Origin of the sequence: Pseudoalteromonas sp. Z9A5, assembly GCF_011378875.1 — a bacterium.
Lineage (GTDB): Bacteria > Pseudomonadota > Gammaproteobacteria > Enterobacterales > Alteromonadaceae > Pseudoalteromonas.
In genome coordinates, this window is the sequence record NZ_WTLC01000024.1 from 39,861 (window position 1) to 63,784 (window position 23,924).

The window sequence follows — 23,924 nt, forward strand, 5'->3', positions numbered from 1 at the left end:
AAAAAACCGCCAACTAAGCGGTTTTTTTAAAACTAAAAACAAAAACTAAATTATAAATTACCTAAGTTTTCAGCTTGTACTTTACATTGATTATAGCTCTCAACACATTTACCAGAGCATACTTGTTGTTTTAAGCCTTCGCCAATTGATTGCTGTTCGCAGTTAGTTTCGCATTGATAGTTTTGTTGAGCACACTGGTTAAGTTCAGGGCTTTCTATTTGGTTTTGACAACCTGCTAAAACTAAAAAAGTAAGGGCGGCTACGCTTGTTTTAATTAAAGTTTGCATGCTTCTTATCCTTAAAAATAGAGTCGCAATAATATTAAATTTCGACCTGAATGTTGTCGATCAATCTAACACCACCAAAATAGGCTGCGGCTAAAATCACAAATTGTGTATCATCGAGTGTAGCATTTTTTAATGTATCTCGTTGAGCTATCTCAAAATAGTCAGGCTTTAAACCTGCTTGAGCTAAATTATGTTTAGCTTCTTCTTCAAGTTTTACAAAGTCTTTATTGCCACTTTTTAGCTGCTCTGCACAAGTATTAAGTGCTTTAAACAATATAGTTGCAGTTGTTTTTTGCTCATCGGATAAATAACCATTACGCGAACTCATAGCAAGCCCAGATACTTCGCGCATGGTAGGCACACCAATTACTTCAACCGGAATTGATAAGTCGCGCGCCATGGTTTTAATAACTTGCAGTTGCTGAAAGTCTTTTTCACCAAAGCAGGCGTAGTCAGGTTGTACTAAGTTAAATAACTTAGTAACGACTGTTGCAACGCCTCTAAAATGACCTGGTCGAGAGCCACCACAGTAACCCAGCGAAATATCAGGTACATCCACAAAGCTTTGTGCACCTAATCCATTAGGATAAATAGTTTCTGTGCTTGGCGTAAATACTATATCTGTTCCGAGCTCCGCTAAACCTTGTTTATCTTCGTTTAACGTACGGGGATAATTATCTAAATCTTCGTTAGCACCAAATTGCATTGGGTTAACAAAAATACTAACGACGACTTTATCTGCTAAGTTTTTTGCTTTTTCTACTAACGAAAAATGCCCGCGATGCAAGTTACCCATAGTTGGCACTAGTGCAACGCTAAGACCCGCTTGGCGCCATGCTTTAATTTGACTACGTAACGATCTGATTTCAGTTATTGATTGCATTATTTAAACTCGTGTTCAGCGCTTGGAAATGCGCCACTTTTAACATCGGTACAATACTTTTGAACTGCTTCAGGCATGTTGCCTGTTTCAAGTAAAAAGTTCTTAGAAAATTTAGGAATATACCCAGCTGAAATACCTACTAAGTCATGCATTACCAGTATTTGACCGTCTGTTAAGTTACCAGCGCCTATTCCTATAGTAGGAATGCTTATCGCATCGGTAATGCGTTTAGCAAGTGCACTTGGAATGCATTCTAGTACTAATAATTGCGCGCCAGCCGCTTCTAACGCTTTTGCATCTGCAATCATTTCAAGTGCTTTACTCTCTTCACGACCTTGTATTTTAAAGCCCCCAAATACGTGAACAGATTGCGGCGTAAGACCTAAATGCCCACATACCGGAATACCTTGTTGGGTAAGCGCTTGAATACTTTCGTAAAGCCACTCTCCGCCTTCAAGTTTTACCATATTAGCGCCTGCGCGCATTTGTTCTGCTGCGTTTTTACAGGTATCGCTTACGCTTGAATAAGTCATGAAAGGTAAGTCCGCAATTACAAATAATTCGCGACTACCTGCGCGTACACAACGGGTATGATATGCAATATCTTGATTGGTCACGGCAAGCGTGTCATCGCCACCTTGAAGTACCATGCCCAAAGAGTCGCCGACTAAAATAACTTCAACGCCGTTATCATGAAATAACTTTGCAAAACTAGCGTCGTAGGCTGTTAATGCAGTAATTTTGTTATTTTCTGCTTTCATTTTGTTCAAAGTAGAAACGGTTATTTTAGACATAATATTCCTCGCAGGCATAAGCCTAGGTTAATTACAGAGGTAATTGTTGTAAGTCATTGAGCGGTAAATTATTTGCAATATCTTGCAATGCAACGCCGCTAGGTAAAATGAGTTTGGGTGCTAATTCTAACAATGGATACACTACAAACTCACGAACGTTCAAACCATAATGAGGCACTGTTAAGCGCGTGGTATTTATAATTTGATCGCCAAATAATAGGGTGTCTATATCAAGTGTACGTGGACCCCAACGTTCGGCTTTTCTAACTCGCCCATGCTCAAGCTCTATACTTTGTGTTAAATCCAGTAATTGCTCAGGCTCAAGGCTTGTTTTAATACATGCAACGGCGTTTATGTAATCAGGTTGATCTTGTGGGCCCATCGGTTTACTTGCATAGTAATGCGATACGCTTACAAACTCACAATCAGGCAGCTTTTTAAGCGCAGTTATTGCGTTATCAAGCTGCTCTTTTGGTGAGTTTAGATTGGCACCTAAACCCAAATAAACACAGTGCATATTATTACTCGGTTGGTTTTTTAGGCGCGCGTCGACGAGTGCGTTTACGTGGTTTAGGACCGCCTTGATGACCCAAGTTTTTAACCATGTCTTTTTGACCGTTAATATCTTGGCTTAGGTATTGTGTCCACCACTGTGCAAGCTCAGTATGCTGAGTTTCGCCAGCATCCACACGTAGCAATAAAAAGTCGTAAGCGGCTTTAAAGCGAGGCTGCTGAGTTAATCTGTAAGCACGTTGTCCTGCACGTTTATCTAAACGATGCTGAATATGCCAAATATCTCGTGCGCCTAACGTAAAGCGTTTTGGTACTGCAATATGTTGAGAGCTTTCACTAAGTACTTTATTCATTGCTTGTGCAAAGGCATCGTACTCAAGTATTTGCTCTTGTTCTTGAATCTTTTTAGTGTGCTCCAATAACGGGAACCAAAGCAGTGCAGCAAAAATAAACGCAGGCGTTACTTTTTTATTTGAATTTATACGCTTGTCGGTATTTTGAAACATTTGCTGAACGAGTTTGTTTTCAAGACCGTCAGGGTTTTTATCTAAAATTTTATCTAGTTCAGGGAATAACGAACGGAATAAACCGTATTTACGCAGCATTAAAAAGTTTGCTTCAGCCTTACCATTTAAAAACAACTTAAGTATTTCTTCAAACAAACGCGCAGGCGGAATGTTATCAAGTAAGTTTGCTAGTTCAGCTATTGGTTTTTCGCTGTTTGGCGCAATGCTCATATCAAGTTTTGTTGCAAAGCGTACCGCACGTAACATACGCACAGGGTCTTCTCGGTAACGCGTTTCTGGGTCACCAATTAACTCAATTTGTTTAGCTTTTATTGCGGCTAAACCATTGGCGTAATCGTGAATGCTAAAATCGTTGATTGAGTAGTAAAGCGCGTTAATTGAAAAGTCGCGGCGTTCTGCATCTTCTTCAATACTGCCAAATACGTTATCGCGAAGTAATTGACCTTCATCGCTTGATTGGCTTATTTGGTTTTTATCTTCTGGCGCTTCGTGGTGCCCGCGCATAGTCGCTACTTCAATAATTTCACGACCAAATACAATGTGTGCTAAACGAAAGCGACGACCTATTAAACGGCAATTTCTGAATAGTTTTTTTACTTGATCAGGTGTCGCGTTTGTTACTACATCAAAATCTTTTGGTTGCTGACCTAACAATATATCGCGAATACAACCACCAACTAGATAGGCATCGTAGCCACCGTCTTTTAAACGATAAAGTACTTTGATTGCATTTGGGCTAAATTGTTTGCGAGAGATACCATGTTCACCACGAGTGATCACTAACGGTTCGCTGCTTACAGATGCACTTACAGGCGTGTTTTCGGCACTCGTATTTGGGCCGATTATTTGTCTGCAAAATTGAAAAAGCTTGGAAATAATAATCTGTCTCCTAGAAGGTGTTGATTGGCTCGCCATCGCAATCAAAAACTACAGCAAGTATAGGTGTTATAACGTAATACTAACTGTTTAACGTAAATAGCATATATTTAGGCGGGTATCATATACCAGCAGGGTTTAAAAATTAAGTTGATGTGTTGAAATTAAGCCGTTTTTAGTGATTTTTATTTACTTAATTGTGTAAATTGGATGGCTTAGCTAGTTGGATGCTGAGAAATTTGTATTTCAGGTACGTGTGGAATCTGTTTTAAGTTAAATTTGTTTACTCCCCATGCCATTAACTGCTCAATATTTAAGTCCATTAAATTAGCGTTTATTGGTAAACCTAAAAACTCGAATGCACTTATTAATGCCGGTTTTGGATTTTGTTTACTTATGGCGGGTGCATAGTTTTGCTTAGAAAGCTTAAATCCTGGTTTAGCTACAGCTAACGGTAAATGTGCAAATTCAGGTATTGGGTTATTAAGCTGTTTAAACAAACTAATTTGTCGTGCTGTTGGCTCAATTAAATCTGCGCCCCTTACAATACGATTAATACCTTGCTCAATATCATCAACCACTACTACAAGTTGATAGGCAAATAAACCATCGCTACGTTTTATTAAGTAATCTTCATGGGCGAGGGCGCTATTGACGTTAATATCGCCTTGAATAAGATCATTAAATTGCGTTGTTGCATGAGTTTGAATAAGACGAAGTGCGTCAGTATTTGTGTTGTGCTTAAGCGCTTTACAATGCCCTTTATAAATACCACCAATGGCTTTTATTTGTTTTCGGGTGCAGTTACACCCATAAATAAGGTTTTGCTTTAAAAGGGAGTTAACGGTGTCTTGGTATAAATTAAGGCGCTGCGTTTGATAAACAACAGGTTCGTCCCAGTATAGGGCATAGGCTTGTAAGGTGTTTAGAATATCGGTGTCGGCGTCTTTAATAACGCGCGTGGTGTCTATATCTTCAATACGGACTAACCATTTTCCTTGATTTGCTTTTGCATCAAGGTAACTACCTACAGCCGCCACAAGTGAACCAAAATGTAATGGTCCAGAAGGAGACGGTGCAAAACGCCCGCGATATTTACACATAGGCGCAGTAACGGCTGTAGGAGGCATAACTAATTAATATAAATTAATTAGCCGCGTCCAGATTGCTTTTCTTTAATTTCTGCAAGTGTTTTACAGTCTACGCATAGATCAGCAGTTGGGCGCGCTTCTAAGCGGCGTATACCAATTTCGATGCCACAAGACTCACAAAAGCCAAAATCATCTTCTTTAATCAAATTAATTGTTTTTTCAATTTTTTTGATTAGTTTACGTTCGCGGTCACGTGTTCTAAGTTCTAAAGAGAACTCTTCTTCTTGTGCTGCGCGGTCAACTGGGTCTGGAAAGTTGGCTGCTTCGTCTTGCATGTGCGACTTTGTACGATCAACTTCGTTACGAAGATCGTTACGCCAAGTTTCTAAAATCGTTCTAAAATGAGCACGTTGTGCATCATTCATGTACTCTTCGCCTGGTTTTTCTTGGTATGGTTCTAAACCGGCTTGAGCCAATAAACCATGTTTCTTTTGGTCTGGCATAACTATCTCCTAAATCCTTAATTTAATGCCTCAGCATTAGCCGGCGGTATAAATAACAGAAACTTATATCCTAGGCAAATTTATTTTTAATTAATCGAATTAGCTTCAACCATATTTAGTGATTTAAAAGCGTATTAATATCTTGTTTACACTTTTATTCATTCACGTATTCGCTTTCTAAAACTTGCCTTGTTATGTGGGCAAAACTTTTAAAAACAAGTTAGTTTAGTGAATTCAAAACGACTATTTTAAAGTTTTACTAAAGTTTAGTGCTATTTAAAAATTTTAATTAACTTAATGCTTTGTATTAATAGATTTTTATATAAATGAAATTTTTGTATGAAGTGTAACTTCATTTGCAGAAATAATAGCTTTGTAAGCCAATACCTCAACGCCTTTGTTAATTGCTTGGTTTAATAACTGAGCATATTTTTCATCTATATGCGCCGCAGCACTGACGGTATTTATCCCTTCATGCAAAATAGCAAACAGTAGTACGGCGCGATGCCCTTGTTCGACCATTTCTATTAATTCACGAATATGTTTTTGTCCGCGAACTGTTTGTGTATCAGGGAAATAACCTTGCCCATTGTGTGTATCATTTTCACTTAATAAAGTGACCGATTTAACCTCTACGTAGCAATCAGGCTCATTTTTACTTGTAAGTAAAAAGTCGATACGGCTGTTTTCGCTGCCATATTTTACTTCGCTTTGTAATTGTTCGTAATGTGTAAGCTCGCTAATAACGTTGTTATTTATTGCTTCTTCTACCACTTTATTTGCTATGGCTGTATTTACACATATAAGTTGCGATAAATGGTTTTGGGTAAGCTCTAATGAATGCGGGTACTTTCGTTTAGTATTATTGCTTGTGGAATAAAAAGCATTAAAACCAGGCTCTGCGCATCCCGTCATTTTACCTGTGTTAGCACAATGCGCGGTAAATTCAGAACCGTCATTAAGCTGTAAGTCGGCTAAAAAACGTTTATAGCGCCTTAATAATGTAGCTGATTGCAGTGCTGGCGTATATTTCATAATAACTTCCAAGGCGTAAATGCTAAGCAGTAGCGTGATTTATGTTATTTATCTCAAGCTGTTGGGAACTTAAGCGCTCTATAGTAAACTCGGTGGCACATTTAAGTGCAAAGGTATTCTAACATGAGTGAAAAATTTGTTGTTCAACTAAGCGAGCAGTCTGCGCCAAGCCATTGGGGCGAAAATGCGTCGTTATCTTTTAACGAGCATGGTGCAACGGTTCATTTGTCTGAACAAGAAACATTAAAAAATGTTCAAAAAGCAGGTCGTACTATTGCAATCCAAGGCGTTAAAAACGTTGAATTAGCAGGCGACACTTGGTGCACAGAAAGCCAGTGGGCTTTTTACCAAGGTTTTGTAACACCAAAATCATTAGATGGTGTTGAGTTTGTTGATAACGCACAATCAGATATTAAAGAACTTGCTTACTTAAAAACATCGGCAATTTGGGCGCGTGAAATGGTTAACGGTACAGCCGATGACATTTACCCTGAAAGCCTAGCTGAAAAAGCCGCTGAATTTATTCAATCATTAGCGCCTGAACACGTCAGCTACCAAATCATTAAAGGCGATGCATTATTAGAGCAACAGTGGATTGGTATTCACGCTGTTGGTCGTGGCAGCGTTCGTCCACCAGTATTGCTTGAGCTTGATTACAATCCTACTGGCGATGAAAACGCGCCAGTAAGTGCTGCACTTGTAGGTAAAGGTATTACGTTTGACTCAGGCGGTTACTCTATTAAGTCGAGCGAAGGTATGCTTGGTATGAAATGCGACATGGGCGGTGCTGCAACAGTAACTGCTGGCTTAGCATTGGCTATTAATCGTGGTATTGAAAAACGTATTAAGCTGTTTTTATGTTGTGCTGAGAACTTAATCTCGGGTCATGCATATAAGTTAGGTGACATTCTTACTTATAAAAATGGTACAACCGTTGAAATCGTAAATACTGATGCAGAAGGGCGTTTAGTGCTAGCTGATGGCTTAATGGCCGCAGGAGAGACAGGCGCACCACTTATTATTGACGCTGCAACACTTACCGGTGCTGCATTAGTTGCTGTTGGTCAAGAGTACAATGCATTATTTGCGCTTGATAAAGAGTTTGTACGTGAAGTTGAAGGATTTGCTTGCCAAGAAATGGAAGCTGCTTGGCCTCTACCTCTTGAAAAATGGCATCAGCAAAACTGTCCATCACCTTACGCTGATACAGCTAATAGCCGTGCACAAAAAGGTGGCGGTTACGGCGGCGCATCAAATGCGGCAGGCTTTTTATCACGCTTTGTACCAAACGATGGTAAAGGTTGGGTACACATTGATTTAGCTGCGGCATTTAACATGAGTAGCACAAACCAATGGGCTGCGGGTGCAACAACGCAAGGTATGCGTACGGTTGCACGTACTTTGCTAGAAAAAGCATAATATAAATTAGTTTTAAAATAGGCGCTCACAAGCGCCTATTTTTTTTGTGCGCAAGGCAAGCAATTTAGTTCGATTTACGGTAAAATCCGTCGCCAATACCTGTTTGAGTTGAATCTTGGCTTTATTTTAAGCTGTGCTCAAATGTTATTCTCACCACTGGGGGTTTTAACTATGTCAGATAAGTGCTACATCACAGCTCAACAGCTGCTTGAAGATTCGTTCCGCGTAGCGGCACAAGTATATAAAGATGGGTTTCGTCCAGACTTTATTATTGGTATTTGGCGAGGTGGTGCACCAATTGGTATTGCGGTGCAAGAATTTTATGATTACAAAGGTATTGAGACAGACCACATTGCAGTGCGTACCTCGTCTTATTACGGTATTGGTAAGCAGTCAAAAGAAATTAAAGTACACGGTTTACATTACATTGTTGAAAACGCGAATGCTGGCGATTCACTTTTAATTGTTGATGACGTGTTTGATTCTGGTCGCAGTATTTTTGCGTTAAAAGAAAAGCTTTCTGAGCTTATGCGCTTAAACTTACCGCGCGATATTCGTATTGCATGCCCATATTACAAACCTAAAAACTCTAAAGTAGACATGAAGCCAGATTATTATATTCATGAGTCTGAAGAGTGGTTAGTGTTCCCGCATGAACTTTCGGGTTTAACGCCGGATGAAATTATTGCTGGTAAATCTGATCTTGCAAAAATACACGATATTTTGTTAGAAAAGTAATATACAAATATAACTAACTTGAATGGTGGGGAGTTAATTGCTTAACCAAAATTCAAGATAAATAAAAAAGGCCGTAAAGGCCTTTTTTGTGTTTAAAATTTAGCTAATTGCTTAGTTAACTGCTTGGTTAACTATTTAAGCAACCGGCTTAAAGTTGAGCAAAGCTATCTACGTATTCACTTAGCCTTGGTATATCTACGGCTTGTAAGCCATCGTTACTTCTCAGTACTAAGCCTTTTTCTACTAGCTCTGTAACAACACGCCTGTAAGCGCGCTCAGTTGTTGCAAAACGTTCTGCTTCAGCATTTACCGTTGGGTAGGCACGAAGTAGCGTAGGGTTGTTATTCTCCGCTCTTAATAAGCAATCTTTTGCTATGTTGTAGCTCAAAGGTAGTAATAGCTTATCTAAATTGATCTTTTGATTTTCTTGAAATTTAGCTGCAATAGTTTGTGCGGTATAAAGGCTAAGCTCTGGCTTTTCAAGTAATAGCGTACGCCAATGCCTAAGCTCAATAAGATTATATGTAACATCGCTAAAGCACGTTACCGTATAAATACAGGGGTTATTATTAAGCGCTTCTATTTCGCCAATAAGAGTATTATTGCAATCCAATTGACCTAGCAGCAGGCGTCGTCCATTACCTACGTCGTAACTAAACGACACAGTACCACTGCGCACAAGCACAAGCTTGCTTAAGGGCTGATCTTGGTGGATAAGCACTTCTTTTTTTGATTGCTGATAACTACTACCCGCAAAGGTGAGGAGTTGGTCAACAAGGTAACTAGAAAAATGGTATTGAAACATCAATGCGCTCTTCGGACAAATGTCCTATTTATTACACCTTAATGACGTTAGCATTACGGCTCTAAGAATTTATGCTAACTTGCTACTATTATTAGCCTTGCTAATAATATTATTTAACCTTCATTTCCCGTGTAATGATTTAGGAAGCTGCTGGCAATTGCCGGCAAACTTTTTTAAGGTTTTTAAGCAAGTTAGCTTTTTTATTTTGTTGTAATACCAATCCACAATAATCTTTAATCAATTTTAGAGCTAAACTTGGCGCTAACTGTGTTAAAAACTTCTGATTTAGAACAACTAAATAACGAAATTTTTGCCTTGTTATCGACCCTGTTTTCTTAGCTCAAAATAAATTACTTAATTAAGAAAATTGGTATAACTTTGCAATACTTATAAGTGCGATAAGTTAGCAGTAATGTAATGCTAACCTAAAGCCTAGGAGAGAACAATTGAGTTGGGAATATTTAGGTTATATTGCATCAGCTTTATTAGTTGCATCGTTAACAATGACAGACCTAGTGAAGCTACGTTGGTACAACATGTTTGGTTGTATGGTCTTTACAGCGTACGGTGTTGCGATAGGTGCAGTGCCCGTTATTTTTACGAATGGCTTACTGTCGCTTGTAAATTTATATCACATTATAAAAATATATCGCCAGCCTAAAGCCGAAGCGCCTAAAAGCTGAAGTAAAAAAGGGTTAACTTGCGTTAACCCTTTTTTGTTTTTTATTTAATCTATTGAATTGCGTCTAACATTATTCCATCTGTTCTGCGCGTTGGGTATAACGATTCCACTATAAAGCTCGGTATAAATCCTTTAGCCGAAGACACCACTACTTTTGATTTAGCACCAATAATACGAGCGTTAACAATAACGCCTCTGTTGGTGTAAGTAAGTGTGCCCGTTAATGTGTATTCTATATGCGGATAACCTTTAAGGTCTTTACCATTTCGGCTAAACGAAAAATCACCCATTGGTGTTACATGCACTGTACCTGTGTGTTTATAATCAACAACAGACAATCCAAATTCTTGTAATTCTGTTATAAAACTCTCAGCTAAATGATTACCAAAAATATTTGTTGTTTGCAGATTGTCGTCTAAATTTACAAAAGACGTAATAGCGATAGGTGTTGTGCTATTTATATAGTTCATGTTTTCAATTAGTTTCATAGCTAACTGTTCAGTGTAATTACTTAGTAATTTACTGCTATTAATTGGGCGGTAGTTGTTTTCTGGAAATTGCCAATTACTTACGCGTGGCTGATAGTTCTCAGTGTATTTAGCATTGTGCGCGTGATTTTGCGAATTGTTATTATGTGGAGCATGACCGTTATATACAGGGTGAGTAGAACAAGCTGAAAGTGAAAGTGTAAAAAGTGCCGATAAAGTTAAAGATATCTTTTTTGATAACATGTTTTCTTCCTGAAACATAAGGGGAATTTTAAATTACCCAACCTTATCGACACACTTTTTGATTACTTTAGTTAATTTTTATAATTAATTCGTTTATTTGCATTTATTTTTTTGATGTAACCTCTTCTTTTTCATAACGAAGCGTACCTGCAATCCATGTTTGCAGCACATTGGTTTTATAAATTTCGTCAACCGGCACTTTAAAATAGTCTTTATCGATTAAAATAAAGTCAGCCCATTTACCCTTTTCTAAGCTGCCAATTTTAAACTCTTGATGAGCCGCATAAGCGCCCCCTAAAGTAAACGCTCGCAGGGCATCTTCTCTACTTAGTACTTCACTTGCACGCCAGCCATTAGCGGGTAGTTGTTCATGATCCATACGTGTAATTGCAGAATATAACCCATCAAACGGATTAGCTAATTCAACAGGGTAATCAGAACCAGCAGCAATAACTGAACCTTGCTTTAAAAAGGTTTTCCACGCATAAGCACCACTTAATTGTTTTTCGGTTAAGCGTTGCTCTGCCATGTGCATATCTGATGTTGCGTGCACTGGTTGCATTGATGGAATTATTTTTAGTGCTTTAAAGCGAGGGATGTCGTCGGGCGTTACTATTTGCGCATGCTCTATGCGGTTACGAAGTAATATGCCGCCTGTTTTTTTAAATACATTTTGGTAGGCATCAAGTACCACTTTGTTTGCTTTGTCGCCAATAGCATGTGTGTTTGCACTAAAACCACTTTTAAAGCTTAGGGTAAAAAGCGCTTCAAGTTTTTCTTGAGTTTCGAGCATTAAGCCATGGTAGTTAGCTCTATCAGCATAATCTTCAATGAGTGCTGCACCACGAGATCCTAACGCACCATCTGCGTATACTTTAACGCTACGAATAGACATGAAGTCGTTAGTATCTTGATAACGACCCGCTTTTAACATCGTTTTTAAATCGGGACTTGCACCACTAAGCATTGCAACAATACGTACTGGCAAATTACCAAGCTTGCTTCGTTCTTTGTATACTTCCCATGTGGTTTTATCAATACCTGCATCGTGGGTTGATGTAATACCTAAGCTAAGTAAATGCTTGCCTGCTGCATCAAGAGAGTCGCTAATATCTTGCTTTGATGGTGCTGGCATATGTTGTGTAATTAATGCCTCGGCTTTATCTACAAATATACCAGTAGGATTGCCAAATTCATCTTTAATTATTTCGCCGCCATCTGGCGCTTTTGTTTGAGCCGTAATGCCAGCTAGTTCAAGCGCTTTTGAATTAACCCAAATAGCATGGCTATCTATACGCGAAAGCACAACAGGTCTATCTTTTACTACTTTGTCTAAATCAGCTGCGGTAGGAAACTGCGCATTATCCCAAAGTTCCTGATTCCAACCTCTACCAATAATCCAATCTTGCTTATTGTCAGCAAATATATTTAGTTTTTTCGTAATTTCATTTACAGACTTTGCGCCGCGCACATCAAGCTGCGATAAATTATCACCTAACCCAATAACGTGCCCATGCGCATCAATTAAGCCTGGTAGCAATGTATTACCGTTTGCATCAATTAACTTTGCATTAGGGTAGCTGTTTTTTAATGTATCGCCACCTAGCTTTACTACTTTGCCATCTTTTATTACAAGGGTAGAAAACTGTTGAACTTCGCCTTTTAGCATTTTTCCTTTATATAAAGGGGTATAGCCATTGGCGTTATAGATTACTTTAGTTTGTGCAATAGCGTAGCTAGAGCCAGCACAAAGGCTAGCGAGTATGAGTGGTTTGATTATTTTTTTGAGTAACATGAGGCATTATTTTTTATTGTTTGTACGTTAACACTAGCAAAACCATTTTTATAATACCAACAACTTGAGATAAGGGTTTTTTATATAGGAGAGACAGGCGCTGTTTACGAAAGAGGTCATTAGTGAAAATCTAATTAATAATAACTAACCAAGTAAAAGAAAATGCGATGAAAACCCTCTATTTATTACTCCCCTTGAGCATGATGCTAACAGCCTATAACTCAACGTCGGATAAACAAGTAAACGATAAAATGCCGAGTTTTGTTGATTTATCGAGTCCTGAACTTCAAAGTGAGGCAGGTGAATATTGGAATGTTGCTAAAAGAGTTGAGCCGGGATACCCGATAGAAGCCGCAAAGAAAAGTACTTCAGGTTGTGTTGAGTTATCTGTGCTAGTTAACTCACAGGGTAGGGCTCAAGGGTATAACACCATTTCGTCCTACCCTGAGGGAGTATTTGATAAAAATGCAGCAGCGACTATGAATCTATTGCGTTATGATCCGCAGCTCAAAATACAAGTAAGCAACCTATATTAACTTATGCTCGAATGGACTTTATCGTGAGCCCAAACCTAGCGATACAAAGTATCTAACGCATTGTCCTTGCGGAAAATAGAGTCGCAGTTAATAACGTATCAATATAAAAAAGCTAGGTACTTTTATTTACCTAGCTTTAATAATTATTACTTACTTGCATACAAGTCATATTCGTTAAGTCTTAGTTTCCCGTCTTTATCTTGATCGTAGTTAGAAAAGCGCGACCACAGAGCGGGATCTGCCGCTGTTTCTGAACGTGTTAAAGCCCCATCTTTATTTCTATCTAATTTTTCAAATTGCTTAGCAATATCGTTACTTACGGCAAAACTTAATGTGCTAAAAATGCTAAGCGAAAAAAACGCTATATAGCTTATATTTTTCATGAAATTACTCAGTAGAGGTTATTGGTTAGATAATTTTTGAATTCGATTAGTGATATTTTACTGTCTTGATCTTTATCCCACATTACAAAAGTGTTTAGTAATTGTGGTTGAGCATCAAGTTCATCGTGAGTTAGGTATCCACTTTTATTTGAGTCTAGGTGGTCAAAGCGTTGCTTTACATCAAGTGCTGAGGCGCTAAAACTTGATAGCATTAAGATGCTTGATAACAAAGTAAGTATCTTCATGATGTTCCTTCCAAAATGCAGTATTTACGGTTTTACTAACGTTTATACTCATAGTGTTAAGTAAGTAACCCACTTTAGCGACACAAAGAACCTGATAACGAGTCAAAAAATTTATACAGTTGTTCTATATAAAAAAGCATTAAACGAGGTTAGCGGGGCTTTAGATCACTAAAACAGTCAATATTTAAATTTAATTAATATTAAATACTTAGCTTTAAGCTAGAAGGGATAAAGCACTTGCCATAATTTAACTCCCAACATTAAATCCTTTTACACACTCCCTCAGGGATTATGGCAAATACTTTAAGTTCACTTTACTAGATAGAAGCTTAAGTAAAACTTAACCTTAAGGTTTAAAGCTCTCAAATTCTTTTTTTGAGATCATTTCGTCGTCGTTTTCATCCAAATCAGTAAATTGTTTCATTACTTCTTTGTCTTTTTTTGCTTCGGTAATTGATATTTGCCCGTCCATATCTTTATCTAAATGGGCAAAACGCACATTTGTTGGTGATGCAAGTACTGTGGCACTAATTGCTAAAAACATTAATGAAAAAGCGGCTATAAGTTGTTTCATAATCACGTTCCTTATTAAATGTGTTTATTGAATAAATTTTTTGAATTCATTTAGCGACAACAAACCATCTTGGTTTGTGTCTATTTGTGCAAAGTTTTCATGTAATACGGCGTCTTCGCCAGCTTCGGCTTCGTTTAATGTACCGTTACTGTCTTTGTCTAACTCGTTAAAAGTAGCTTGAACGTCCATAGCGAGTGCTCCTGTGCTTAAAAAGCCCAAAGCGAGTAATGACGAGATTACTAAAAAGCGATTGTTCATAATTATTTCCTTATTAAATAAAGTTGTTATACCCATTACAAAAATGATGCCAAAAAGTATTTTTGTTTATTTTCAACCGGTTATTTAGGTAGTTAGATGTGAGTATGAAATTTTTACTGAATTTGATGTAACTTTTGTGTGCTTTTAGCAACACAATTTTAAGAGATTTATACTAGGTATTTAAAATCAATGAGTTACGTTGTTGCAGTTTAGCGACAAGGTGTTTTTATTACGCGAACAGTTAATCGTATTAAATGTAATTGTTGATTCAGCTAGTGTATAAGGTAGACGCCTAATAATAGAATGCTTAACGTCAATGAGGATTAAACATAATGCCAACAACCATGGCTGAAAAATACAAAACAATGCTTAATTGGCGACCTAATTTAATAGGTCAATTTGTAATAAGCATGCTGTTGTCACTACTTCCTCTTTCGTTGGTCGTTATTGTATTTTTAAATGCGCTTAACAAGCAGTTAGACGTTACTCAACTAATAGTAAGTAATAACTACCAAGTCACTAAATCGTTCAATGCTTTAAAGCAAGAACTAAACAGCCTTGAGCGCGCTACAAGACAAAACTGGGTATTAAAAAGCGAGTCGCTCGATAAATTAATTGTTGATAAGTGGCAGTCATCTTTACAAAGCGTAGATGAACTAACGCTCATTAATGCAAGCCAAGATCATAGTGCGCAATGGCAGCGTTTAAGTAAAACTCTACAAGCCGCGCACGTACAACTCGTTGAAGAAAAACAAGAGCAGGCAGAATTATTTGTGCCTATAAGTGATTTAATGGCGGAGCTTACACTGTGGTTACGTGATAAAAACGAAACCCAAATCACTGATAATAAAAATGAATTAACAAGCTTACAAACATCATTTATAAATTGGTTGGTAGCACTTATTCCACTTACTTTAATTGTAGGGGGCGGTTTTTTATGGCGAATAAGTGGTCGCTTAAAAGGATTAACATCAATTATAGATAAATTAGGGCAAGGTCATTGGCAGCAAAAAATATCGGTAAAAGGCTCTGCTGAATTAGTTGAATTGGGTAATAAGTTACAATGGGTGCAAGAGCAGCTTCATGTACTTGAACAACAAAAAGATACCTTTTTACGCCATGTAACGCATGAGCTTAAAACGCCACTGGCTTCAATGGTTGAGGGTACCGATTTACTCGCCGATGAAATAGTTGGTCCTATTACTGATGAGCAAAAAGCGGTACTTGAGCTTATTGCTCAATCAATGGTGCGCTTACGTACTATGATCGACAGTTTATTAAGTTACAACGCTATTCGAACCAGTAAAGATAGCTTAAGCGAAGTTGAGTTTACTTATCTTATTAATAAAATAAACAGTCACTTTGAACATCGTTTAGGTGCTCGAGAGCAAGCAATAAAGTGGCAAAATCACCTCCCTAATAAAACGCTCGCGTTACCGAGCGAATTAATTGAAATGATTTTAATTCAGTTAATTTCTAATGGCTTAAAATTTTCTGAAGATAAGCAAAGTGTCACTATTAATTTGGCACTTGAGCAAAACCAGCTTTGTATCGCTGTTACTGATGAAGGGTGCGGCATAAAAGAGCAAGAAAAAACTCAAATTTTTAGCGCATTTTATCAAGGCAAACACAGTAAAAATGTTACTCTGCAAGGCAGTGGACTGGGTTTAACTATTGTAAAAGAGTCTGTTGAGCAATTACGAGGGCAATTAGTGGTGGAACATAATGAACCTAAAGGTTGTCTATTTTTAATTAAAATTCCAATAACAACTATTCAAGGAGTTAATTAGCATGCGATCGCGTTTAATGACTATTTTATGTGTGCTTGGTAGCACCATCATTTTATCGGGTTGCGAGATTAACAACGCACAAGAAGAACATGTTTCTGCCTCAATAACAAAAACAACACCGGCACCAGTGATCGATACTCAGGTCACGACAGATAAAAACACTAAGCCAAGCCCTAAATCTCGTCCAAAGGACGATCCTATTTATCCACCAGCAGAGCAGGTAATTGCATGGCATGCAAATCAATGTGGTGGATTTAAGGTAACTCCAGTTAAGCAGGTTTACCTTGGTGAAAAAGAACTAAAAAGCTTTTTTAAATTTATGTGTTTAAACACCAGTAACGACCCTAATACAGTAATGACTAAATTGCTTAAACTCGACTTAGCCTACTTTTGGCCTGACGACATCAAGCAATATTTATGGTTGCAAAAGCAGCAAGTCATTATGCAAATAAATGCTAAAAAAGAGCAACAAGCTCTCAATAATAAAATGCAAGAAACCCTCTCGTCATTAGCGACTATAGAGCAACAGCTTTTATTGCGCGAAGAAACCAAGGAGTAGTAATAATGGCAGCAGCAAAACCACAAGGTGCAAAAGTATTATTAGTCGATGACGATGCCAGCTTATTAAAACTGCTCGCTATTCGTATTGAATCAAAAGGCTACGAAGTAACAACCTGTGAAAGTGGCTTAATTGCATTACAAACATTAAAAAGTCATGTTTTTGATGCTGTAATAACTGATCTACGAATGGACGAAATGGATGGTATGGCATTGCATCGTCAATTACAAAGTCGCTATCCTGCATTGCCCGTTATTATGATGACTGCACATGGTTCAATCCCTGATGCGGTGGAGGCAACCAAGCAAGGTATTTTTGCATTTATAACTAAACCAATAGATAAAGATGAGCTATTTGACAGCCTCGCTAAAGCGATAGAAATACATGGTGTTAATGCAGATGAAGTTGTGCCAAAAAGTAATATAGTAACGCGCAGCGGTGCTATGTTGCATTTGCTAGAGCAAGTAAAATTGCTTGGACCGACTCATGTTAATGTATTAATTTCGGGTGCAAGTGGTACTGGTAAAGAATTACTCGCACAAGCTATTCATCAGCATAGTCATGTAAAAGAGGGTCCGTTTGTCGCTATAAACTGCGGCGCTGTACCGGGTGAGCTTTTAGAGTCAGAATTATTTGGCCATAAAAAAGGCTCATTTACTGGCGCAATCAAAGATCATCAAGGTTTGTTTCAGCAAGCTGAGGGCGGCACGTTATTTTTAGATGAAATAGGCGATATGCCACTTAATTTACAAGTTAAGTTATTAAGGGTGCTACAAGAAAAAACTATTCGCCCAGTAGGCTTTCAAGAAGAAATTGCGATTGATGTACGTATAGTTTCAGCAACACATAAAAATCTACCCGATGCTATTTTAAACCAGCAGTTTAGGGAAGATTTATATTATCGTTTAAACGTTGTTAACTTAAAACTACCGCCGCTTTGTGAGCGCCGCGAAGATATAAGTTTATTAGCACAGCATTTTAGTGCCAGCATTGCTAAACGCATGAACCAAAATGAAAAACGTTTTGCCAATGAAGCCATGCATGCATTAGTACGCTACGATTGGCCAGGTAATATTCGCCAATTACAAAATGTAATTGAACAAGTAGTGGCACTTACACCAAGCGAAGTTATTTCAGAACATTTAGTATTAACAGCGCTGAATAGTAACGAAACAAACGTAGAGCCATTGTCGCTAAACGACGCAAAAAAAGAGTTTGAGCGCGACTACGTTATCAACACCCTAAAAATGGCAGGTGGTAATGTAGCTGAAGGCGCAAAGTTTGCTAAACGTAACCGCTCTGATTTTTATAAGCTGATTAAAAAACATAATATTGATGTTGATAATTTAGGTTAAGGAAAAGCATGCAATTATTTATGGTGTATTTAGGTGGCCGAATTCAAGGCTGCCACATAGAAATGCATGACATTCGCTTTGTGGTAGGGCAAAACATAGAGCAAACGTATACTAAATTAAAAAGCCAATGGGTAGGCGACAGAAGCAGTGTTCACATGGATAGTTACATGGCAATTAGTCATATTGACGGTTTTAAAGTAGAAGTAGTTGATACTTATGTTGAGCAAAATAAACAACTCTATTTTGTAAACCTAGGCGCTTACAGAAGCGATTCTATGGCTGAGCAACACGACTTTGCATTGTATGTTGCAAGTAGCAGTAATGAGGCTAAGCAACGCGCTAAAAATGATTTACTCGCAGGGCTTAGTCATATTCATAAAGATGACTTACACGACGTAGATGACTGCTTTGCCATTGATTTACTCGACAGCCAGTTAAACATTAAACTCACGCCTAGTGGGCAAGCTCAAGCAATTAAACCAGATTGGTTTGGGTACCACGTACTTTAAATAAATAGATCGCTCTAAAAAGATAAAGCAGGATTAAGAGTCCTGCTCATTTTGCTCATCCTTTTCGCTTTTAGCCGCCATTTTAAACGCCACAATAACTAATCCAAACATAGCAAACGGCAAGGCGGCAAGCATGTATTCAACCATATTGCTGTCTTGAAAATTAGCTTGTAGTAAAAAGTGACCTGCCACACACATTAAAATAACCACCAATAAAATAGGTAGTAACATGAGTTCTTTTTTTGATGAATGATTTTTCATTGAATATAAGGCTATGGCATTAAAATAATGCGCCATTGTAATGAGCTTACTTAAGCTTGGCAAACATCACAGAACTTATTAATTAATGATATGATTAGCGTCAAACAATTGGGCAAGTGTTATTGGGAATAAAGTGAAAAGTAACTTAAAACAGGTTTACCTAGTTGGTGGTGCTGTGCGCGACAAACTACTAAATATAAAATCAAAAGATAACGATTATGTCGTGATTGGTGAAACGCCAGACACAATGCAATCGCTCGGTTTTGTACCAATAGGTAGCGACTTTCCTGTTTACCTACACCCAAAAACAAAAGAAGAATACGCACTAGGACGTACAGAGCGAAAAAGTGGCAAAGGTTATACCGGCTTTGTGGTTGATGCCAGCTCAACGGTAACGCTAGAAGAGGACTTAGCTAGGCGTGATTTAACCATAAACTCAATGGCGCTTGACGAAAATAATAATATTATTGACCCCTTTAATGGCCAAGCAGATTTACAAAGCAAAACACTGCGCCATACCACAGAAGCATTTGTAGAAGACCCTGTTCGGGTACTGCGTATTGCCCGTTTTTTAGCGCGCTATGGCCGTGATTGGAGTATTCACCCGAGTACATACGCATTAATGCGTGAGCTTAAAAATAAAGGTGAGCTAAATCATTTAGTACCTGAGCGTGTGTGGCTTGAAACCGAAAAAGCACTTAGCGAAAAACACCCTGAGCTTTATTTTGAAGCACTACAAGGCTTAGGTATTTTTCCAGAACTTGAGCGTATGGTTGATGTACCACAACCAGCAGCGCATCATCCCGAGGGTGACGTGTTTGTACATACCATGCTAGTACTTAGACGAGCCGCAGATTTAAGTTTTAATTTAGAAACGCGCTTTGCTGCGCTTACCCATGACTTTGGTAAAGCACTTAGTTATAAAATACGCGGAAATTTACGTGGGCATGAACGCGAAGGCGTTGCAGTAGTTGAGGCGTTTTGTGAGCGCTTAAAAGTGCCTAACCGTTTTCGTGATATTGGTGTGCTCACCAGTGATAACCATACGCTTTGCCATACGGTCGATCAGTTAAGAGCGCAAACAATTCATAAGTTAATTATCACTAATCTAAATGCTTTGGTGCACCCAGAGCGTTTTATAGCGTTTACTCAAGCTTGCCAGTGTGATGCGCAAGGGCGAGGTGAAACACTTGTTGATAAGCCATACCCGCAAGCAGCTAAACTGCGAGAAATTCATATTGAACTACAAAAAATGGACAAAAAGCAGATAGTACAAAATGCACTTAAAAGCGGTAAAAAAGGTCCAGAAATAGGCGAAGAAGTAAGGCTTGCAGAAATTAACTGCATTAAAGCATTTTTAGAACGAGAGAAGTCTCAATCGTAATAAAGTTAAACTAAGTAGTGCGATATGCCTTGGTTTTTGCTCGCGTCGTGCTTTCTTAGTTCTTTGTAGTTAATACTTTTTGGTTTTATGTTCTCAGACACAGGCTTTTTAGAGGGCCTATATAAATCAAAAATAAAATCTAATTCTTCACGCTCGAGTGGTGACTTCATGGTTATTCCTCAAATGTAATACTTTAATATGATTAGGGTATGGTCATTTGACTGAATAAAAAGTGAATAGTTACATTTGAACTTGCACTAAATTGTAATCGGCAGGTTTTACGGGGTGAGTAGAATTCAAGTGTTAATACGTATGTAGTTAAAGTTAATTTTAATGGCTGAATTTAACAAAGAAGATACAGCTTTATTTGGTTTATTATGTAATCACCATTTCACTACAGCGTTGTCGTTATAAATAGCATGGTTGTAGATACGACTTTAGCTTAACTATTAACTAACGGCAGCGTTACGGTAAACACTACACCATCGCCTTGTTCGTTATTTTGCGCTGTTACGCTCCCTTTATGGTAATCGCACACCAACCTTACAATATAAAGCCCTAATCCTAAATGTGGCTGTTGCTGCATTTGCTGACTACGTACCGACACCATAGAATCAAAAATATGTTCAGTTAATCCTTCAGGTAAAGCGGGACCAGTATTACTCACTGTTAATATTGCTTTGTTTTCAATATGTTTAAGGCTCGCATTAATAGCAGTATTGGTTTCACTAAACTCTAGCGCGTTATTAATCAGTTTATCAAGTAGCTGGGCTATAAATTCTGGTGCGCCTTGCATAGGCAATTTTGCTTGGTATAAATCAAGCGTAAATAACTGGTTTGGGTAAGTAAGTTGGTAGCCTTGCATACAGCCATTTATTACTTTTTGTAAATCAAATGGCTCGGGTTCATTGCTTTGAATACTTTGCTCAAGGCGGGTTGCTTCGCTCATGGTGGTTATAATTTTACCTAAGCGTTCAACGCCTTCACTGGCGCGATCGAGGTATTTTTGACTTAGCTCATTTTGTGGCAAACTTTGTAAGTTTTCAAGTGATGAACGTACTACCGCAACAGGCGTGCGCAGTTCATGCGATAACCGCGACGACATATTTTCTAAGTAATCGGTATAGCCACCAAGTCGGCTCACAATGTTTGAAAAACTACGCGATAGGTCGCCAATTTCATCGTTTGCGTCACTGTAATTAATACTGCCGGTAACACGCCCTTGTGCATCAATTGCTTGCTCAGCTGTATCGCGTAGTCGTCTAATACGGCTCGATATACGCGAGGCAAAAAAGAACAGGGTAACAGTGCCAATTAGCATAACGGCTAAAATAACGTTAAAGAGTTTTTCGAGCGATTTGTTACGCAGTGTTCGTACGCCGTTTGTAGTTTCCTCTGCTATTACCGCGCCAATTACTTGGTCTTGGATCCAAATAGGGTAAGCTGCCGATAAAATAACGGCTTTGCTGTCGGGGGTTAAGCGCCAAGACGATGCAGGTTGACCTTTTAATGCTTTAGCTAAGTGCGTGCCCTGCATAGAAGCTACATCGTGCAGGGTATCTAAAAATTCATTTTCGGGACGCGTTAAAATTTTATAATACAATGGGTGCAAATAAGTTTGTTCAAAGCGTTGCCATGTAGTTTCTGGTGGCTGATTTTTGAGACCGTCAGCCCATACGCCATCTGCATTTTGAATAGTACCCGATTGCGCAAGTACACGATGATGGTTATCGACTACCCAAATACGGCTACCACTGTGACCCATACCTTTTAAAATACGGCTAATCTCTGGAGAGGGAACTAATACAGAGCCTAAATCGTTTGGGTTATTTAAGTTTGAGGTCGACATTATTTTTGGTTCTAACAAGGCATCTTTATTATCTACATCAACAATAGCAAAGCCAAGCTTATTGCCCAACATGCTAATGGGAAAACGCAGCTCTACGTTATAACCTGTATTAGTACTTTCAAAATAGCCCTGAATTTTTGTAAAAGGGGCTTTGGTATTGGCATTAAACGCATTGACCCAGCCATCTTGGCGCGGTGCAATTATGTAGGTGTTAAATTGACCGTCTGGATTTTTTAAACCAATTTGTAAATAATCGTTATTGGTAATACTTAAGCTGTTTTTAGCGCGATAAATAAGTGTGTTATCAGTTACTTTAAATACGGCGTATAAATAATTATCAAACTTGCCAACCATATGATCAAACGATAAATCACTGGCTTGATGTTTACTGTCTGTTTTTTGCAAGTAGCGCTTATCGTAATGCCAAAACAGCGGTTGGTAGCTTTCCCAATCGGTGAGTTTACCATCTAGCTGAATAGGGTTTTTAAGGTTATAAGCGTATAAATCACGGCCTTTTACTACTTGATCTAAAAAATTAGTTTGTTCGTCAAATAACGCGGGGCGTTCGTGCAATGCGGTCGCAAGTGCGCGAGTAGTACCTACGAGGGTTTTTTCTTGGCCTTGGCGTAAAAACTTTTCCATTTCCCATACGTACTCGTAGCCAAGCCACGGCAGCAAAAACAAAAAACATGAAAGTAATATAAATTTACTGCGTAGACCAAATCGTAACATTAGTGTTGTTCCCACCGGTAGCCCATACCATACACAGTATCTATGCAATCAAAGGTGCTATCGAGTGCTATAAACTTTTTACGGATACGTTTTACGTGTGAAGTAATGGTGCTGTCGTCTACATAAATTTTTGCATCGCTCATTAACTCATTACGGCTTTTAACATGCCCAGGACGTTGCGCGAGTGAATGCAGCATCCAAAATTCGGTTACGGTTAAATCAACTAATTGTTGTTGCCAAAATACCTGCATACGTTGTGTGTCGAGCGTTAATTGCCCGCGTGTTATGAGTGCGTTTACATCAGCGGGTTGCTCAAGTGCTTCCATCCGGCGAAATAGTGCACCAATACGCGCAGCTAAATGAGCCAAGCTTATATCTTTTGTTAGGTAGTCGTCGGCGCCCATGCGCAGGCCGCATACGGTATCTATTTCACTATCGCGTGCGGTTAAAAAAATAATAGGCAGTGTTTTAGAGAGTGAACGCAGTGTTTGGCACAGTAAAAAGCCGCCATCTATTTCATGACCTAAGCCAATATCAACAATGGCTAAATCGGGCAGGGCATTTTTAAATTCAGCTTCTGCGCTGGCGCGATTTTCAAAGCCACTAACTTGGTAGCCTTGTGCGCTAAGCATTTCTATGTAGTTTTCGCGAATTGCAGGTTCATCTTCAATGATGGCTATTTTTTTCATTTTAATCATTAGCTACTCTACTGTGCTGTGCACTATAACGAAGTTTTTAAGCTAAGTAAGGTTAAAAAGGCAATTGCCTTTTTTTTGCCACAATTGCTCAGCAGTTTGCCATTTTTGCTCC

The 23,924-nt window shown here is 38.5% G+C and carries 28 protein-coding genes; 9 read left to right on the top strand and 19 right to left on the bottom strand.

Going from position 1 to position 23,924, the window contains the following annotated elements; all coding sequences use genetic code 11:
- Window positions 1-50 precede the first annotated feature (50 nt).
- The 8 genes from GQR56_RS13165 to sfsA form a co-directional block, all read right to left on the bottom strand.
- Complete coding sequence (locus tag GQR56_RS13165) at window positions 51-287, bottom strand: hypothetical protein (RefSeq protein WP_024611526.1); 237 nt, start codon at window positions 285-287, stop codon at window positions 51-53.
- Window positions 288-321: 34 nt separating this feature from the next.
- A complete protein-coding gene (panC, locus tag GQR56_RS13170) occupies window positions 322-1,170 on the bottom strand; it encodes a pantoate--beta-alanine ligase (RefSeq protein WP_024611525.1) in 849 nt (282 codons plus the stop codon).
- Window positions 1,170-1,964 carry a 3-methyl-2-oxobutanoate hydroxymethyltransferase gene (gene panB / locus GQR56_RS13175; protein WP_166112241.1) on the bottom strand — a complete coding sequence of 265 codons (795 nt, stop codon included), beginning with the start codon at window positions 1,962-1,964 and terminating at the stop codon, window positions 1,170-1,172. Before panB ends, panC begins: the two co-directional genes overlap by 1 nt.
- A gap of 31 nt (window positions 1,965-1,995) precedes the next feature.
- Window positions 1,996-2,481, bottom strand: coding sequence for a 2-amino-4-hydroxy-6-hydroxymethyldihydropteridine diphosphokinase (gene folK / locus GQR56_RS13180; RefSeq protein ID WP_166112244.1), 486 nt, complete (start codon window positions 2,479-2,481; stop codon window positions 1,996-1,998).
- Between the two features lie 4 nt (window positions 2,482-2,485).
- A complete protein-coding gene (gene pcnB, locus GQR56_RS13185; protein ID WP_024611522.1) occupies window positions 2,486-3,919 on the bottom strand; it encodes a polynucleotide adenylyltransferase PcnB in 1,434 nt (477 codons plus the stop codon).
- Window positions 3,920-4,095: 176 nt separating this feature from the next.
- Entirely contained in the window at window positions 4,096-5,010 is a 915-nt protein-coding gene (gene gluQRS, locus GQR56_RS13190; RefSeq protein ID WP_166112247.1) for a tRNA glutamyl-Q(34) synthetase GluQRS, read from the bottom strand.
- Window positions 5,011-5,030: 20 nt separating this feature from the next.
- Window positions 5,031-5,474 carry an RNA polymerase-binding protein DksA gene (gene dksA, locus GQR56_RS13195; protein ID WP_024611520.1) on the bottom strand — a complete coding sequence of 148 codons (444 nt, stop codon included), beginning with the start codon at window positions 5,472-5,474 and terminating at the stop codon, window positions 5,031-5,033.
- Window positions 5,475-5,792: 318 nt separating this feature from the next.
- Window positions 5,793-6,509 (bottom strand): DNA/RNA nuclease SfsA, encoded by a 717-nt coding sequence (gene sfsA / locus GQR56_RS13200; RefSeq protein ID WP_166112250.1) that lies wholly within the window; start codon window positions 6,507-6,509, stop codon window positions 5,793-5,795.
- A gap of 123 nt (window positions 6,510-6,632) precedes the next feature.
- On the opposite strand from sfsA, the gene pepB reads away from it, so the two are divergent.
- Window positions 6,633-7,928: an aminopeptidase PepB gene (pepB, locus tag GQR56_RS13205; RefSeq protein WP_166112253.1), complete on the top strand. Its 1,296-nt coding sequence runs from the start codon at window positions 6,633-6,635 to the stop codon at window positions 7,926-7,928.
- Window positions 7,929-8,099: 171 nt separating this feature from the next.
- Window positions 8,100-8,666 carry a phosphoribosyltransferase family protein gene (locus tag GQR56_RS13210; protein WP_024611517.1) on the top strand — a complete coding sequence of 189 codons (567 nt, stop codon included), beginning with the start codon at window positions 8,100-8,102 and terminating at the stop codon, window positions 8,664-8,666.
- Window positions 8,667-8,814: 148 nt separating this feature from the next.
- Here the strand turns inward: GQR56_RS13210 and GQR56_RS13215 are convergent, their stop codons facing one another.
- A complete protein-coding gene (locus tag GQR56_RS13215; protein ID WP_024611516.1) occupies window positions 8,815-9,471 on the bottom strand; it encodes a Crp/Fnr family transcriptional regulator in 657 nt (218 codons plus the stop codon).
- A gap of 446 nt (window positions 9,472-9,917) precedes the next feature.
- Between GQR56_RS13215 and GQR56_RS13220 the strand changes: the two genes are divergently transcribed.
- On the top strand, window positions 9,918-10,154 hold the full coding sequence (locus tag GQR56_RS13220) for a YgjV family protein (RefSeq protein WP_024611515.1): 237 nt from the start codon (window positions 9,918-9,920) through the stop codon (window positions 10,152-10,154).
- Window positions 10,155-10,203: 49 nt separating this feature from the next.
- Here the strand turns inward: GQR56_RS13220 and GQR56_RS13225 are convergent, their stop codons facing one another.
- Both GQR56_RS13225 and GQR56_RS13230 read right to left on the bottom strand, forming a co-directional pair.
- On the bottom strand, window positions 10,204-10,884 hold the full coding sequence (locus GQR56_RS13225; protein ID WP_024611514.1) for a FlgO family outer membrane protein: 681 nt from the start codon (window positions 10,882-10,884) through the stop codon (window positions 10,204-10,206).
- 103 nt (window positions 10,885-10,987) lie between these two features.
- Window positions 10,988-12,679: an amidohydrolase gene (locus GQR56_RS13230; protein ID WP_166112256.1), complete on the bottom strand. Its 1,692-nt coding sequence runs from the start codon at window positions 12,677-12,679 to the stop codon at window positions 10,988-10,990.
- A 167-nt stretch (window positions 12,680-12,846) separates the two neighbouring features.
- Here GQR56_RS13230 and GQR56_RS13235 point away from each other — a divergent pair, with 167 nt between their 5' ends.
- The gene (locus tag GQR56_RS13235; RefSeq protein ID WP_240920933.1) at window positions 12,847-13,215 is read left to right on the top strand and encodes a TonB family protein; all 369 of its coding nucleotides are present in this window, start codon (window positions 12,847-12,849) and stop codon (window positions 13,213-13,215) included.
- 146 nt (window positions 13,216-13,361) lie between these two features.
- Here GQR56_RS13235 and GQR56_RS13240 read toward each other — a convergent pair whose 3' ends face one another.
- The 4 genes from GQR56_RS13240 to GQR56_RS13255 form a co-directional block, all read right to left on the bottom strand.
- The gene (locus tag GQR56_RS13240) at window positions 13,362-13,598 is read right to left on the bottom strand and encodes an EF-hand domain-containing protein (protein WP_166112259.1); all 237 of its coding nucleotides are present in this window, start codon (window positions 13,596-13,598) and stop codon (window positions 13,362-13,364) included.
- An 8-nt stretch (window positions 13,599-13,606) separates the two neighbouring features.
- The gene (locus tag GQR56_RS13245) at window positions 13,607-13,843 is read right to left on the bottom strand and encodes a calcium dependent protein (RefSeq protein ID WP_024611704.1); all 237 of its coding nucleotides are present in this window, start codon (window positions 13,841-13,843) and stop codon (window positions 13,607-13,609) included.
- A gap of 346 nt (window positions 13,844-14,189) precedes the next feature.
- Entirely contained in the window at window positions 14,190-14,417 is a 228-nt protein-coding gene (locus GQR56_RS13250) for a hypothetical protein (protein ID WP_024611703.1), read from the bottom strand.
- Window positions 14,418-14,441: 24 nt separating this feature from the next.
- On the bottom strand, window positions 14,442-14,675 hold the full coding sequence (locus tag GQR56_RS13255; RefSeq protein WP_024611702.1) for a cag pathogenicity island protein Cag25: 234 nt from the start codon (window positions 14,673-14,675) through the stop codon (window positions 14,442-14,444).
- Window positions 14,676-15,007: 332 nt separating this feature from the next.
- On the opposite strand from GQR56_RS13255, the gene GQR56_RS13260 reads away from it, so the two are divergent.
- The 4 genes from GQR56_RS13260 to GQR56_RS13275 are packed head-to-tail and all read left to right on the top strand — an operon-like array spanning window position 15,008 to window position 18,888.
- Window positions 15,008-16,465, top strand: a complete 1,458-nt coding sequence (locus GQR56_RS13260; protein ID WP_166112262.1) for a HAMP domain-containing sensor histidine kinase — start codon at window positions 15,008-15,010, stop codon at window positions 16,463-16,465.
- A 1-nt stretch (window position 16,466) separates the two neighbouring features.
- Complete coding sequence (locus tag GQR56_RS13265) at window positions 16,467-17,024, top strand: hypothetical protein (RefSeq protein ID WP_166112265.1); 558 nt, start codon at window positions 16,467-16,469, stop codon at window positions 17,022-17,024.
- Between the two features lie 5 nt (window positions 17,025-17,029).
- On the top strand, window positions 17,030-18,379 hold the full coding sequence (locus GQR56_RS13270) for a sigma 54-interacting transcriptional regulator (protein WP_024611699.1): 1,350 nt from the start codon (window positions 17,030-17,032) through the stop codon (window positions 18,377-18,379).
- A gap of 8 nt (window positions 18,380-18,387) precedes the next feature.
- Window positions 18,388-18,888 (top strand): DUF1543 domain-containing protein, encoded by a 501-nt coding sequence (locus GQR56_RS13275; RefSeq protein ID WP_024611698.1) that lies wholly within the window; start codon window positions 18,388-18,390, stop codon window positions 18,886-18,888.
- Window positions 18,889-18,921: 33 nt separating this feature from the next.
- Here GQR56_RS13275 and GQR56_RS13280 read toward each other — a convergent pair whose 3' ends face one another.
- The gene (locus tag GQR56_RS13280; RefSeq protein ID WP_024611697.1) at window positions 18,922-19,149 is read right to left on the bottom strand and encodes a hypothetical protein; all 228 of its coding nucleotides are present in this window, start codon (window positions 19,147-19,149) and stop codon (window positions 18,922-18,924) included.
- A gap of 133 nt (window positions 19,150-19,282) precedes the next feature.
- On the opposite strand from GQR56_RS13280, the gene GQR56_RS13285 reads away from it, so the two are divergent.
- Window positions 19,283-20,533 carry a multifunctional CCA addition/repair protein gene (locus GQR56_RS13285; protein WP_166112268.1) on the top strand — a complete coding sequence of 417 codons (1,251 nt, stop codon included), beginning with the start codon at window positions 19,283-19,285 and terminating at the stop codon, window positions 20,531-20,533.
- A 5-nt stretch (window positions 20,534-20,538) separates the two neighbouring features.
- Here GQR56_RS13285 and GQR56_RS13290 read toward each other — a convergent pair whose 3' ends face one another.
- The 3 genes from GQR56_RS13290 to pdsR all read right to left on the bottom strand — a co-directional run bounded on the left by GQR56_RS13290 (window position 20,539) and on the right by pdsR (window position 23,803).
- On the bottom strand, window positions 20,539-20,703 hold the full coding sequence (locus tag GQR56_RS13290) for a hypothetical protein (RefSeq protein WP_166112271.1): 165 nt from the start codon (window positions 20,701-20,703) through the stop codon (window positions 20,539-20,541).
- Window positions 20,704-20,975: 272 nt separating this feature from the next.
- Entirely contained in the window at window positions 20,976-23,114 is a 2,139-nt protein-coding gene (gene pdsS / locus GQR56_RS13295) for a proteobacterial dedicated sortase system histidine kinase (protein WP_166112274.1), read from the bottom strand.
- Window positions 23,114-23,803, bottom strand: coding sequence for a proteobacterial dedicated sortase system response regulator (pdsR, locus tag GQR56_RS13300; protein WP_166112296.1), 690 nt, complete (start codon window positions 23,801-23,803; stop codon window positions 23,114-23,116). Before pdsR ends, pdsS begins: the two co-directional genes overlap by 1 nt.
- Between the last annotated feature and the right edge of the window lie 121 nt (window positions 23,804-23,924).